This window comes from Sorangium sp. So ce1036 (assembly GCF_051369805.1).
Lineage (GTDB): Bacteria > Myxococcota_A > Polyangia > Polyangiales > Polyangiaceae > Sorangium > Sorangium cellulosum_F.
Map to the genome: position 1 here is coordinate 1,373,314 of NZ_JBBMOX010000002.1, position 13,412 is coordinate 1,386,725.

The 13,412-nt window shown below is 65.1% G+C and carries 11 protein-coding genes; all 11 read left to right on the top strand.

Going from position 1 to position 13,412, the window contains the following annotated elements:
- The first annotated feature begins 455 nt into the window (after positions 1–455).
- The 11 genes from WMF31_RS42045 (at position 456) to WMF31_RS42095 (ending at position 13,388) form a co-directional block, all read left to right on the top strand.
- Positions 456–2,321, top strand: a complete 1,866-nt coding sequence (locus tag WMF31_RS42045) for an RHS repeat domain-containing protein (RefSeq protein WP_436607489.1) — start codon at positions 456–458, stop codon at positions 2,319–2,321.
- A gap of 18 nt (positions 2,322–2,339) precedes the next feature.
- Positions 2,340–2,723, top strand: coding sequence for a hypothetical protein (locus WMF31_RS42050; protein ID WP_436607490.1), 384 nt, complete (start codon positions 2,340–2,342; stop codon positions 2,721–2,723).
- 192 nt (positions 2,724–2,915) lie between these two features.
- Entirely contained in the window at positions 2,916–3,566 is a 651-nt protein-coding gene (locus WMF31_RS42055) for a HEAT repeat domain-containing protein (RefSeq protein ID WP_436607491.1), read from the top strand.
- Between the two features lie 59 nt (positions 3,567–3,625).
- On the top strand, positions 3,626–6,691 hold the full coding sequence (locus WMF31_RS42060; RefSeq protein ID WP_436607492.1) for an RHS repeat domain-containing protein: 3,066 nt from the start codon (positions 3,626–3,628) through the stop codon (positions 6,689–6,691).
- Positions 6,688–6,915, top strand: coding sequence for a DUF2283 domain-containing protein (locus WMF31_RS42065; protein WP_129356191.1), 228 nt, complete (start codon positions 6,688–6,690; stop codon positions 6,913–6,915). Before WMF31_RS42060 ends, WMF31_RS42065 begins: the two co-directional genes overlap by 4 nt.
- Before the next feature lie 510 nt (positions 6,916–7,425).
- Positions 7,426–7,881 carry a transposase gene (locus tag WMF31_RS42070; RefSeq protein ID WP_207213746.1) on the top strand — a complete coding sequence of 152 codons (456 nt, stop codon included), beginning with the start codon at positions 7,426–7,428 and terminating at the stop codon, positions 7,879–7,881.
- Complete coding sequence (locus WMF31_RS42075) at positions 7,881–9,017, top strand: IS3 family transposase (RefSeq protein ID WP_436607493.1); 1,137 nt, start codon at positions 7,881–7,883, stop codon at positions 9,015–9,017. Before WMF31_RS42070 ends, WMF31_RS42075 begins: the two co-directional genes overlap by 1 nt.
- Positions 9,018–9,178: 161 nt before the next feature.
- Positions 9,179–9,418 carry a DUF4951 domain-containing protein gene (locus tag WMF31_RS42080; RefSeq protein WP_420878008.1) on the top strand — a complete coding sequence of 80 codons (240 nt, stop codon included), beginning with the start codon at positions 9,179–9,181 and terminating at the stop codon, positions 9,416–9,418.
- Between the two features lie 17 nt (positions 9,419–9,435).
- A complete protein-coding gene (locus WMF31_RS42085; protein ID WP_129356193.1) occupies positions 9,436–9,672 on the top strand; it encodes a hypothetical protein in 237 nt (78 codons plus the stop codon).
- Between the two features lie 120 nt (positions 9,673–9,792).
- A complete protein-coding gene (locus WMF31_RS42090; protein ID WP_436607494.1) occupies positions 9,793–13,110 on the top strand; it encodes an RHS repeat domain-containing protein in 3,318 nt (1,105 codons plus the stop codon).
- Positions 13,107–13,388, top strand: a complete 282-nt coding sequence (locus WMF31_RS42095; protein WP_436607495.1) for a hypothetical protein — start codon at positions 13,107–13,109, stop codon at positions 13,386–13,388. The genes WMF31_RS42090 and WMF31_RS42095 overlap by 4 nt, the downstream gene beginning before the upstream one ends.
- Positions 13,389–13,412: the final 24 nt, after the last annotated feature.

Consider the following 13,412-nt stretch of genomic DNA (forward strand, 5'->3'; position numbering starts at 1 on the left):
GGGACGACGCCTTTGCAAGTCCTTTGTCAGCTCGGGGTCGTCGGCTCGCTCCGAGGGCCTCCCTGGCGCCTCGATTCCCCAACGGCCGCGTTCTCCTCTCCCCCTCAGGGCGGCAAGCGGGCGAGGCGCGCTTCGTCCCCCCAGGCTCCGCTCCGCCTCCCTGCGCCTCGCCCGCGCGCTGCCTGCGCGCGGCAGACGACGCCCCCACGACACGACGCCTTTCTGCCGCGCGCTCGTGCCACTCCGCTCCAGTCCACCTCTCGTCTCCGCTCCAGTCCTTCGCGCAGCGTCCGGCAGCGAGGCCACACCACGTTCATACCCTGTACGATCACGGCGGGCTGCTCATCACGGCAACCGGCGAGAACCAGGGCATCAATCAGCAGCGCCCGAACGAGCCGAGGACGACGGAGTACCTGAGGCACATCGGGTACGACGAGCACGGGCAGCGGGTGCGCATGGTGGCGGGCAACGGGGTCGAGACCCGGTACCGCTACGACGAGTCGACGCGGAGGCTGGAGGACGTCGACGCGGACCACCAGAGCGCGCAGATGCGGTGGATGGGGCGGGCGCCGAGGCCGTTCCAGCGGCTGCGCTATCGGTATGACCTGGTCGGCAACCTCCTGGAGCTGAACAACGAGGTGCCATACGACGAGAGCCTCGGCGGCAGCGTGATGGTGGCGGCGACGCAGCAGAGGTTCCAGTACGACGACCTGAATCAGCTCACGGACGCGTCGGGGATCTACCAGGAGCGGGGCAACGAGCAGGAGCGGTACAACCTGGGCCTGAAGTACGACGTCCTCGGGAACGTGGAGGAGAAGGGCCAGGAGGTCGCGAAGTACGCCTCCGATGGCCGCGGCGGCTGGAACAAGCAGTACGAGATCCGGGAGAGCACGTACCGGAACGCGTATCGGTACAACGGCCCGAGGCCGCACGCGCCGAGAGAGGTGGACGAGTACGTGGTCGCGGAGTCGCAGCCGCGGCTGCGGGAGCTGCGGTACGACGCGAGCGGTCGCCAGATCGAGTGGCGGTACCGGGGCAGTCAGCAGCGCAGCCTGGAGTGGGACGAGGACGGTCGTCTGGTCCTGGTCAAGGAGAACAACCAGGAGATATCGCGGGCGCTGTACGACGGCGCGGGCGAGCGGCGGGTGCACCTGCACCGGGTCGCCGGGGAGGAGGAGACGGCGTACGTCGACCAGCACCTGGTGCTGCGGAACGGGCAGTACGCGACGAAGCACATCTTCGCGGGGGAGACGCGGATCGCGAGCAAGCTGGACGCGGACTGGCTCTCGGTGCCTCCGGTGCTGTACTACCACCCGGACCACCTCGGGAGCACGCAGTACGTCACGGACGCGGACCAGGCGCTGAGCCAGCACGCGGAGTACCTGCCGAGCGGGGAGCTGTGGGCCGACCAGACGGACTCGCGGTTCCAGAACCGGCAGCCGTACCTGTTCAACGGCAAGGAGCTCGACCTGTCGACGGGGCTCTACCACTACGGGGCGCGGAGCTACGAGCCGCGGCTCGGGGTGTGGTTGAGCCCGGATCCGGTGCTCGCCGACTACATGATCGGGAGGATCAACGGAGGGGCGTACCGGCCGATCAACCTGGGGCTGTACACGTACACCTGGAACAATCCCGTAATCATCAGGGATCCGAACGGTCGGTGGAACGTTTCTCCTGAATGGGAGAAGGTTCTCGCCACGGCCGCGGCGGCGGCATTGGCCGAGCCGACGCCGGTCGGAGAGCTGATCGTCGCGGGCGGGGTTATTGTAGGAGCCGTAGGTTATGGTGGATATCTGATCTACGGCGCTGTCACGGGCGGAGATCCACCAAAGCCCTCCGAGTCTGCGCCTGCCCCGGCACCTCCCGCTGCTGTGCCGGCGCCACCGCCGCCGCCGGCGGCGGGAGGGGATGGAGCGAAGGATCCGCCCAAGCCGCCCGCGCCTCCTGCGGCGGAAACACCAGAGCCACCGCGAGACTCCGCAAGGCGGGGAGCGGGCTTGACTGTGGCTAAAATCTTGTCGGACCCGGAATCGTTGTGGGGGAAGTCGGCAACGGAAGTCGCGGAGGTGTTGAACGCGGAGGGTTTTAAGGCTACGGTCCGAGCCTCGACGAAAGGATCCAAACTTGCCGAGGTTATTGATGTCGCAGGCCATCCTCAGCTTACGCAGATTCGTATGCATCCTGGCGGCGGACGACACGGTGGCCCGTATGTGAATATCTCCACCAGCACGCGAGGCACGATTAAAGTCGTGAACCCGCGTACCTATGTGCCAGGGCCGGGCGATAAGGCGAAAATAATCCCGATTAGGCGGGCTCGATGAGCGGTTCGGAGCAAAAAGGTGGACGAGCGAATTAAAGAACTCGAGTGGGCCGTTCGGGCATTGGCGCAGGAGTTTGATGTGCAACGCTCCTTGTTTCCACCCTTCGTATGTGTGGCGGACGAGTTGGCTCTCGAGTTTGAAGAGTGTGTTCGCAAGATCCCTTCAAATGTCAGGTTGGTGCTCTTAACTGATGAACAGGATGCACACCTCAAGGCGCTTGATGACAAGCTAGACGCGATGAGTGGCCCTGAAAATATTCGGTTCTGGACAGACGATGCGCTTCGTCACGATCCAGAATGGTCTGAGGTGCGGCGCCTCTCAGTAAAACTGATTGAGGCAATGGGATGGTCCTCGATGCCGCCACCACCAAGTAGTGACATCTATGTGGGGCCCGATGCGTAGGGCGCGGTGTTGAAATCGCATTGGTGGTCTTGTTGGGTGCTGACTGTGGCTGTTTGGTGCTGTTCATTTGGGTTCGTTCCTGATGCCGAGTGTGAATGTCGGCTGGCTATCGGGGCCGCACAAGCCGCATGGCCAACGCCAGACGGCGGAACAGCAGCTCATTCTGCACATCGAGAAACACCTAGAGGACCGATGACACAGAGCAGTGATGGAGAGCAGCTAATCAGCGACCTGCTGGCAGATTCGCGCAAATTCGACGAGGGTGGTCGGGCATATGCTCTTCTGCAAAGATATTTTGAGGGGCTTCCGCTGGAAACGCTTCGCCCTCTCCTGAGAAGTGAGGACGCGTTTGTTCAGCGAGCGGCGTCATTTGTTGCGTCTGAGTTGGGTGGCAAAGCTTCGAGTGTAATTGACGATATTGTTCCGTTGGTGAGTTCCACAGATAGGCATGTTCAGTGGTATGCGATGGAAGTTCTTGCGGTCTGTGGCAAGGGTGAGCATGCCGAGAAGTTTGCGCATGTGGTCCGAATGTTGCGAAGCGCGGACGACGCGTTGCGGCGTCTTGCTATGCGACTGATGGCTAATGCCGACATCTCGCAGCTCGATGCAGTTCGACGGTATTTTGAGCATTGGGGACAGCGCTATGAGACGCATCGACAAGCGCTTATGACCTTGACTGTTGGTGATTCAATTGATCCTGTGACGGTTGCCACGATGCTGAGGCATGAAGACGCGCTTGTTCGGCGATACGGAGCAATCGCAGCGAGGCGGCTCGTTCGAGAATACCCGGATTTGATGTCGCAAGTCCGGTCCAGTGAAGATCCCGACCTCCGGAGCTTCTGAATTAAACCACGGATCGAGTCGCGGCGCTGCCGGCGTGGGCGAAGACGAGTCACAAGGACATGCAGCATCCGGGCGACCCGATCGTGACGGTGACGTTCGCGGACGGTCTGGGGCGGGTGCTGCAGACCAAGAAGGACCTGGAGCGGGACACGGGCACGGGGACCGAGGTGGGGATGAGCGTGAGCGGGGCGGTGGCGTTCGACGCGCTCGGTCGCGTGGTGGACCAGGGGCAGCCGGTGTTCAGCACGGAGCCGGACACGGCGTTCGTATCGGTGGAGATGCTGCGCCCGACGCACCTGCAGCACGACGTGCTGTCTCGGGTGCGGCTGGTGGAGCGGCCGGACACGAACGCGCCGGACGGGTACGCGCGGACGGCGGTTGAGCACGACCTGTCGGTGTTCGAGGGGCGGCTGCTGTTCGAGGAGATGGTGATCGACGCGAACGGCAAGGTGCGCAATACGTACCGGGACGTCGGTGGCCGGATCGGGGTGGTGGAGGAGTTCAACCGGATCGAGGGGGTGGAGCGGCAGATCGTGACGCGGTACGAGCACAACCCGCTCGACGAGCTGGAGCGTGTAACGGACGCGAACGGGAACGTGACGCAGGCGGCCTACGACACGGTGGGCCGCATGGTGGAGCTGGTGAGCCCGGACGCGGGGCGAACCGAGTGGCGGTACGACCTGGTCGGCAACCTGCGCGCGAAGCAGGACGCGGAGCTCGCCCAGCGGGGGCAGGTCATCCGGTACGAGTACGAGCACAACCGGCTGAGGAAGATCGACTATCCGGTGACGGAGGATGTCGTCTACACGTACGGGAAGCCGAACGAGGGCGGCGACGCGAAGGGCAACCGGGCCGGGCGGGTCAAGGAGGAGACGAGCGCGGCGGGGACGCGCAGCTACCGTTATGATCGCTTCGGCAACATGGCGGAGCTGACGGCGGAGTTCCCGAGGCTGCGCGAGCCGCACCGGGGGCCGTATGAGGCGACGATGCGGTACGCGTTCGACGCGCTGGGGCGGATGCAGGAGCTGCGCTTCCCCGGGTCGGGCGAGGAGGTCGTGCGCTACGGGTACGATCACGGCGGGTTGCTCATCTCGGCAACCGGCGAGAACCAGGGCATCAATCAGCAGCGCCCGAACGAGCCGAGGACGACGGAGTACCTGAAGCACATCGGGTACGACGAGCACGGGCAGCGGGTGCGCATGGTGGCGGGCAACGGGGTCGAGACGCGGTACCGCTACGACGAGTCGACGCGGAGGCTGGAGGACGTCGACGCGGACCACCAGAGCGCGCAGATGCGGTGGATGGGGCGGGCGCCGAGGCCGTTCCAGCGGCTGCGCTACCGGTATGACCTGGTCGGCAACCTCCTGGAGCTGAACAACGAGGTGCCATACGACGAGAGCCTCGGCGGCAGCGTGATGGTGGCGGCGACGCAGCAGAGGTTCCAGTACGACGACCTGAATCAGCTCACGGACGCGTCGGGGATCTACCAGGAGCGGGGCAACGAGCAGGAGCGGTACGACCTGGGCCTGAAGTACGACGTCCTCGGGAACGTGGAGGAGAAGGGCCAGGAGGTCGCGAAGTACGCCTCCGATGGCCGCGGCGGCTGGAACAAGCAGTACGAGATCCGGGAGAGCACGTACCGGAACGCGTACCGGTACAACGGCCCGAGGCCGCACGCGCCGAGAGAGGTGGACGAGTACGTGGTCGCGGAGTCGCAGCCGCGGCTGCGGGAGCTGCGGTACGACGCGAGCGGTCGCCAGATCGAGTGGAGGTACCGGGGCAGTCCTCAGCGCAGCCTGGAGTGGGACGAGGATGGTCGTCTGGTCCTGGTCAAGGAGAACACCCAGGAGATCTCGCGGGCGCTGTACGACGGCGCGGGCGAGCGGCGGGTGCACCTGCACCGGGTCGCCGGGGAGGAGGAGACGGCGTACGTCGACCAGCACCTGGTGCTGCGAAACGGGCAGTACGCGACGAAGCACATCTTCGCGGGGGAGACGCGGATCGCGAGCAAGCTGGACGCGGACTGGCTCCCGGTGCCTCCGGTGCTGTACTACCACCCGGACCACCTCGGGAGCACGCAGTACGTCACGGACGCGGACCAGGCGCTGAGCCAGCACGCGGAGTACCTGCCGAGCGGGGAGCTGTGGGCCGACCAGACGGACTCGCGGTTCCAGAACCGGCAGCCGTACCTGTTCAACGGCAAGGAGCTCGACCTGTCGACGGGGCTCTACCACTACGGGGCGCGGAGCTACGAGCCGCGGCTCGGGGTGTGGTTGAGCCCGGATCCGGTGCTCGCCGACTACATGACCGGCAGGATCAACGGGGGGGCATACCGGCCGATCAACCTGGGGCTGTACACGTACACCTGGAACAACCCGCTCGTGCTCACGGATCCCACGGGGCAATGGCCGACAGCAGAGGAAATCGAAGCGGGCCTGGCGCGTGCAGGGGACACCGTGCTCGGTTTCTCGTACGGATTTGTGCTTGGCGCGACTCCCGTCGTCGGCAATATGGCCGGGTTCCTCCCGCCCCCTCGGGACACCGAATCGTTCCGGCTCGGTATGGGAGCGGGGCAGATGGCAGGCGGCGTCGTTCAGATGGCCGCGGGCGGAGCAATCGCCGGAGGATCGGCTGCCGGCGGCGTCGCGGCGACCGTCGGCTCGGGCGGAACGGCGGCACCCGTGGCGGTCCCGGTCACGGTAGCAGGCGTCGAGGTGGGCGCGGTGCTCATCGTCAGCGGCAAAGCCGCTGTGATGCAGGGCGTCGTCACCATGCAGATGGCGGCGGCCGGTGGGGACAGTAACGGCGGAAAGTCGACGTCTCAGGCCGCAAGGGGAGGACTGGGTATTCCAGTCAACAAGGTCGTGAATAGCAATATGCCACATGCTGCCGAAAGGGCAGTGGAGCGTGCGGGATTTGGCACCGTGAAGGAGGCCCGCGCTGCGCTCCAGGAGTTTGGAGCTGGAATCGAAAAGGGTGGCCTGCCAAGCGGAGCCATTCGAGATACTGCGCACGCCGATCGGGTGATTGTTCCTGGGTTCGGGCAGGGAGGCGCTGTCGTCTACCAGGTTAAAGAAGGAACTCTGAAGCTGAAGACAGTCCTGGAGTGGAGGTCGCCACAATGAGCGAATCAGAGTCAAAACTGAATGGTGGAGGATTCGAGTTGCGCGTGTCCGAGGATGATGCCGATGTGGCATACCTTCGGCTGCCGTCTCATCCTGGAACCAGTCCATGCAAGATGTCCAAGTCCGTTCGACTGCGTGACCTGATCGGAAACTACGAGGGGCCGGACGTGGTGCTTGATTTCGACTTAAGAGGGGTTCTTGTTGGCATTGAGGTCCTGGCCTAGTGGACTGTTCGACAAGTTTTTTTAACATATTCCCCTGGGTGGCGTAAGCTTCGGCATGCGAGGGCGACCACCCAGGAAGATCGAGCTGTCGCGGCAGGAACAGGCGCTCATGAAGCGGTTGACACGCGTGAGGGCGCTGTTCGGCTTTCTCAGCGTGGATTTCGCGCCCGCGGGGTACGAGGCGACGCGCGAGCGGCGTTCTGCCGACGAATGCGACGTCAATTACAATTGGGCGTGCTCAGCGCGCCGCGACGGCACACGCCCCCCTTACCCCCCGCCATGATTTCGGCTGGTTCCGAGCTCAATTGAGCCGGCGAGCGAGCTGCGAGCGCACTGGCACGTGCAGGGTCGTGCCGCGACCCGACCGGGCCAACCTTCCAGGCACGAGGATCAGCGCGCGTCGCAACCACGGCGTTCGCCAGCTCGCGAGGTGCCCCTCTGTGCCAACGTCGGGTGAGACAGGCTCCCCCTGGAAATCTGTGGTGAGAGGGCGGAAAATGGACCTGACCCATGCCGAAGCCTTCCCATCTCCGATCCGTCGATCCTACCCCCGCCCCAGCGGCGCAGGGCGCTGCTCCCCGCCCGAGTGGCGTCGCCGTCGAGACCCTGCCGAAGCCGGGCAAGAGGCGGAAGTTCTCGGCGGCTGAGAAGCTGCGCATCGTTCGCGCAGCGGCCGCGTGCACCGAGCGCGGGGACATCGAGGCGCTGCTGCGCCGCGAGGGCATCTACAGCTTTCTCCTGGCGGCGTGGCGCAAGCAGCTCGCCCTTCACGGCAGCGAGGCTCTCGCGGGGCGCAAGCCCGGCCGCAAGCCGAAGCACGACGCGAAGGACCGGCGCATCGCCGAGCTTGAGAAGCGCTCGGCGCGGCTCGAGGAGAAGCTCGCGCTCGCTGAGAAGCTCATCGACCTCCAAAAAAAAGTCTCTGCCATTCTGGGTGTCAATCTCACGACCGACGAAGAGCGCTGATGGACGTCATCGAGGAGCTCGATGACCCGCACGTCCCCATCGCCCAGGCGTGTGCGGCGCTCGGCGTCAGCCGCGCCACGCTCTACCGGCAGACCCAGCCCGCGAAGCCGCCCGCGCTGACCGGGCCCGCTCCGAGCCCACGCCGGCTCAGCGACCCCGAACGGCAAGCCGTGCTCGACGTGCTGCACAGCGAGGAGTTCGTCGACCAGCCCCCGCCAGAGGTCTACGCGACGCTGCTGTCGCGCGGCGTCTATCTCGCCTCCATCCGCACGATGTACCGCCTGCTCGCGGCGTCCGGCGAGAGCGGCGGGCGACGCGCGCAGCGTGGGCCGATGAAGCATGCCAAGCCGACGCTCACCGCCACGGCTCCCAACCAGATCTGGACGTGGGACATCACCAAGCTGCGCGGGCCGCTGCCCGGGGTCTTCTACTGCCTGTACGTCGCCCTCGACCTGTTCAGTCGCATGACCGTCGGCTGGCTGCTCGCCGAGCGCGAGAGCGCAGAGCTCGCCGAGCACCTGTTCGCGGAGACCGTCGCCCGCCACGACGTCGAGCCCGGCTCGCTCACGGTGCACGCCGACCGCGGCTCCGCGATGAGGTCGGAGGGGCTCGCCCAGCTCCTCGGCTCGCTCGGCGTCGTTCGTAGCTTCAGCAGGCCTCATGTCAGCGACGACAACGCCTTCTCCGAGTCGCAGTTCAAGACGCTCAAGTACCAGCCCGACTATCCGGACCGCTTTGCCTCGCTGGCTCACGCACGAGCGTGGTGCCAGGAGTTCTTCACCTGGGATAACGACCTTCATCAGCATTCTGGACTTGCGCTCTTCACACCTGCTGATGTATTCTATGGCCGAGTCGAAGATGTCGCGGCTCGGCGCCAGGTCGCCCTGGACACGGCCTACGCCGCGCATCCGGAACGCTTCCCAAACGGGCCGCCCGTCGTGCGCAGGCCGCCCGCTTCGGTAGTCATCAACCCGCTGTCCGTCGACGACGCCGCCTCCGAGGCCGCGGCGCCGACGCACACGGCCACCACCCGCGCCGCGCCCGAATCTGGCGCCACGCACACCGCCGTGCCGCAGCCGCCCCGACCGGACGCTGCCCAGAGCCGGAACGCGCTCCTCAGCGCCATGCCCTCATAGGATTCTCGTCCGGCCTGTCTCAAACCTGTTGGCATTCTCCGCCGTCCCTTCGTTTTCGCAGATGCCTCAGGTACCGTCGTCACCGTCGATCGTCTGGCCATGCCATATCAATTCCGAACAGCCGCGACATTTTCTCACGCCTCCGAGATTTCTGTCACCGGATGGACCTACCCGCCCAGAAAACTCCAATGATTTCGTGTCAGTTTGGGATCTACACCCATGCAGCTAGGTCGCAGATTCCGAACATGACTCGTGAAGGGCTCCAGCGAGCTGGTGTCACTCGAAATATCGCCGAGGCATGGGCAAAGTTCTATCGAAACGAGACTCTTCGTAATCCTGCTAATCCATCTGCCCAGGGGCGCGCAGAGCTCATGGAAGCAGCAGTCAAGATCCTACGATGAAGGGAATAGCAAGGAACATGAGCGATATGTATAATACGCATGGAGTCATTTCTGTTACCAATAGCAACGACTCCGAGATTCGTCTCACCTTGGAGCCGTGGGCCGAAGAGGTGGTGCTTTCACCAGGGCAAAGCGTACAGGTTGCGTTTTCAGGTCCGCAAGGTGGACATATGGAAGTGGATCTGAGGCCTGGGGCGGTGATCTTATACGGCTGGGAAGGGTCCGTCTTCTCCGTCAAAGGCAGTGAGCGATGAGCGGGCGAGGAAGCTGATGTATTGAATGTTGCGCGTCAATGGCTGCCCCACTTCAGGCTTGAGCCGACGCACAGCTTCCGCACGTGCGTGAGCGACAGCTTCGGGTATCACTCGAACAGCGTGCCGAATCTGCTGTACGGCACGGTCGCGCAGGAGACCGACGTCAACGGCCACACGATGGTGCACCGGTACGACGAGTTCGGCCGGCTGAGCGCGGTCTGGGGGCCGAGTGACCTTGCGGAAGAGGCCGCGGTGCCGGTCGGGTGCGAACCGAGCAAGGTCTGGAGCGCGGAGGAGCTGGACGCGCTGGGCGCCGCGGGGGAGCCGACGGTCGGGTTCGAGTACGCGTTGCAGCCGGACCTGTCGGTGGCGCTGCCGGCATGGGCGAAGACGAGCCACAAGGACGTGCAGCACCCGGGCGACCCGATCGTGACGGTGACGTTCGCGGACGGGCTGGGGCGGGTGCTGCAGACCAGGAAGGACCTGGAGCGGGACACGGGCACGGGGACCGAGGTGGGGATGAGCGTCAGCGGGGCGGTGGCGTTCGACGCGCTCGGTCGCGTGGTGGACCAGGGGCAGCCGGTGTTCAGCACGGAGCCGGACACGGCATTCGTGGCGGTGGAGATGCTGCGCCCGACGCACCTGCAGCACGACGTGCTGTCGCGTGTGCGGCTGGTGGAGCGGCCGGACACGAACGCGCCGGACGGGTACGCGCGGACGGCGATCGAGCACGACCTCTCGATGTTCGAGGGGCGGCTGTGGTTCGAGGAGATGGTGATCGACGCGAACGGCAAGGTGCGCAATACGTACCGGGATGTCGGTGGCCGGATCGGGGTGGTGGAGGAGTTCAACCGGATCGAGGGGGTGGAGCGGCAGATCGTGACGCGGTACGAGCACAACCCGCTCGACGAGCTGGAGCGTGTAACGGACGCGAACGGGAACGTGACGCAGGCGGCGTACGACACGGTGGGCCGCATGGTGGAGCTGGTGAGCCCGGACGCGGGGCGGACCGAGTGGCGGTACGACCTGGTCGGCAACCTGCGCGCGAAGCAGGACGCGGAGCTCGCCCAGCGGGGGCAGGTCATCCGGTACGAGTACGAGCACAACCGGCTGAGGAAGATCGACTATCCGGTGACGGAGGATGTCGTCTACACGTACGGGAAGCCGAACGAGGGCGGCGACGCGAAGGGCAACCGGGCCGGGCGGGTCAAGGAGGAGACGAGCGCGGCGGGGACGCGCAGCTACGGGTATGATCGATACGGCAACGTGGCGGAGCTGACGGCGGAGTTCCCGAGGCTGCGCGAGCCGCACCGGGGGCCGTACGAGGCGACGATGCGGTACGCGTTCGACGCGCTGGGGCGGATGCAGGAGCTGCGCTTCCCCGGGTCGGGCGAGGAGGTCGTGCGTTACGGGTACGATCACGGCGGGCTGCTCATCACGGCGACCGGCGAGAACCAGGGCATCAATCAGCAGCGCCCGAACGAGCCGAGGACGACGGAGTACCTGAAGCACATCGGGTACGACGAGCACGGGCAGCGGGTGCGCATGGTGGCGGGCAACGGGGTCGAGACGCGGTACCGCTACGACGAGTCGACGCGGAGGCTGGAGGACGTCGACGCGGACCACCAGAGCGCGCAGATGCGGTGGATGGGGCGGGCGCCGAGGCCGTTCCAGCGGCTGCGCTACCGGTATGACCTGGTCGGCAACCTCCTGGAGCTGAACAACGAGGTGCCGCTGGACGAGAGCCTCGGCGGCAGCGTGATGGTGGCGGCGACGCAGCAGAGGTTCCAGTACGACGACCTGAATCAGCTCACGGACGCGTCGGGGATCTACCAGGAGCGGGGCAACGAGCAGGAGCGGTACAACCTGGGCCTGAAGTACGACGTACTCGGGAACGTGGAGGAGAAGGGCCAGGAGGTCGCGAAGTACGCCTCCGATGGCCGCGGCGGCTGGAACAAGCAGTACGAGATCCGGGAGAGCACGTACCGGAACGCGTATCGGTACAACGGCCCGAGGCTGCACGCGCCGAGAGAGGTGGACGAGTACGTGGTCGCGGAGTCACAGCCGCGGCTGCGGGAGCTGCGGTACGACGCGAGCGGTCGCCAGATCGAGTGGCGGTACCGGGGCAGTCCTCAGCGCAGCCTGGAGTGGGACGAGGATGGTCGTCTGGTCCTGGTCAAGGAGAACAATCAGGAGATCTCGCGGGCGCTGTACGACGGCGCGGGCGAGCGGCGGGTGCACCTGCACCGGGTCGCCGGGGAGGAGGAGACGGCGTACGTCGACCAGCACCTGGTGCTGCGGAACGGGCAGTACGCGACGAAGCACCTCTTCGCGGGGGAGACGCGGATCGCGAGCAAGCTGGACGCGGACTGGCTCCCGGTGCCTCCGGTGCTGTACTACCACCCGGACCACCTCGGGAGCACGCAGTACGTCACGGACGCGGACCAGGCGCTGAGCCAGCACGCGGAGTACCTGCCGAGCGGGGAGCTGTGGGCCGACCAGACGGACTCGCGGTTCCAGAACCGGCAGCCGTACCTGTTCAACGGCAAGGAGCTCGACCTGTCGACGGGGCTCTACCACTACGGGGCGCGGAGCTACGAGCCGCGGCTCGGGGTGTGGTTGAGCCCGGATCCGGTGCTCGCCGACTACATGACCGGCAGGATCAACGGGGGGGTGTACCGGCCGATCAACATGGGGCTGTACACGTACACCTGGAACAACCCGCTTGTGCTCACGGATCCCACGGGGCAATGGCCGACAGCAGAGGAAATCGAAGCGGGCCTGGCGCGTGCAGGGGACACCGTGCTCGGCTTCTCGTACGGATTTGTGCTCGGCGCGACTCCCGTCGTCGGCAATATGGCCGGGTTCCTCCCACCCCCGCGAGACACAGAGTCGTTTCGACTCGGCATGGGCGCGGGGCAGATCGCAGGTGGCGTCGTTCAGATGGCCGCAGGCGGAGCGATCGCCGGAGGATCGGCTGCCGGCGGCGTCGCGGCGACGGTCGGCTCGGGCGGAACGGCGGCGCCTGTAGCGGTCCCGGTCGCGGTGGCAGGCGTCGAGGCGGCGGGGGTGCTCATTGCAAGCGGCAGTGCCGCTGTCATGCAGGGCGCCGTGACCATGCAGATGGCGGCGGCCGGTGGGGACAGCAACGGCGGAAAGTCGGCGGCTCAGTCCGCAAGTCCAGGAGAAACACCGGGTGGCCTGAGGCACACGAAGCACTCGAGCGAGCGTGCGACTCAGCGCGGGTTTTCGGATAAGGCTATTGATGATATTGTGAGAAATAACTCAAAGAGAAGGGTTGGAAAGGTGGATGAGTTTGGTCGAAAGACCTGGGAATATTCTGATTCGCGTGGTAATACGGTGGTAACGAATGAGGCCAGAGATATTGTGACTGTGTTTTCTCCTGCTGAGGGAGGAAGGTACATTCCAAAGCCATGAATAGATGTGTTGATACTGAAGATGTTCTTCAGGCAATATCGGTTGAGGTTCGTAGTATCCTCAGGGACGATTGGTTTTTGATTGTTGAGGGTGCGGCGTTGGTCGTGGTGGGGCCGGATGTTCCCGATTTTGTTTCCGAGGTTTGGCGTGTTGCGCGATTTGTTGCCTATGATGACTATGTGTCCATAGAGCGCGAGGATGAAATGGGGAAAAAATATAAAATATACTCGCGCTCGCGAAGCGGTCTCGCCTTCGAAATAACCGTTCGAGCGAAGTAGCGAACGCGGTTGGAAGTTGATTGC

What these genes read in the sequence shown, in the direction of transcription:
- WMF31_RS42060 (WP_436607492.1), top strand. Translation starts at nt 3,626, where the DNA reads ATGCAGCATCCGGGCGACCCGATCGTGACGGTGACGTTCGCGGACGGT.
- WMF31_RS42070 (WP_207213746.1), top strand. Translation starts at nt 7,426, where the DNA reads ATGCCGAAGCCTTCCCATCTCCGATCCGTCGATCCTACCCCCGCCCCA.
- WMF31_RS42055 (WP_436607491.1), top strand. Translation starts at nt 2,916, where the DNA reads ATGACACAGAGCAGTGATGGAGAGCAGCTAATCAGCGACCTGCTGGCA.
- WMF31_RS42085 (WP_129356193.1), top strand. Translation starts at nt 9,436, where the DNA reads ATGAGCGATATGTATAATACGCATGGAGTCATTTCTGTTACCAATAGC.
- WMF31_RS42080 (WP_420878008.1), top strand. Translation starts at nt 9,179, where the DNA reads ATGGACCTACCCGCCCAGAAAACTCCAATGATTTCGTGTCAGTTTGGG.
- WMF31_RS42075 (WP_436607493.1), top strand. Translation starts at nt 7,881, where the DNA reads ATGGACGTCATCGAGGAGCTCGATGACCCGCACGTCCCCATCGCCCAG.
- WMF31_RS42045 (WP_436607489.1), top strand. Translation starts at nt 456, where the DNA reads ATGGTGGCGGGCAACGGGGTCGAGACCCGGTACCGCTACGACGAGTCG.
- WMF31_RS42095 (WP_436607495.1), top strand. Translation starts at nt 13,107, where the DNA reads ATGAATAGATGTGTTGATACTGAAGATGTTCTTCAGGCAATATCGGTT.
- WMF31_RS42065 (WP_129356191.1), top strand. Translation starts at nt 6,688, where the DNA reads ATGAGCGAATCAGAGTCAAAACTGAATGGTGGAGGATTCGAGTTGCGC.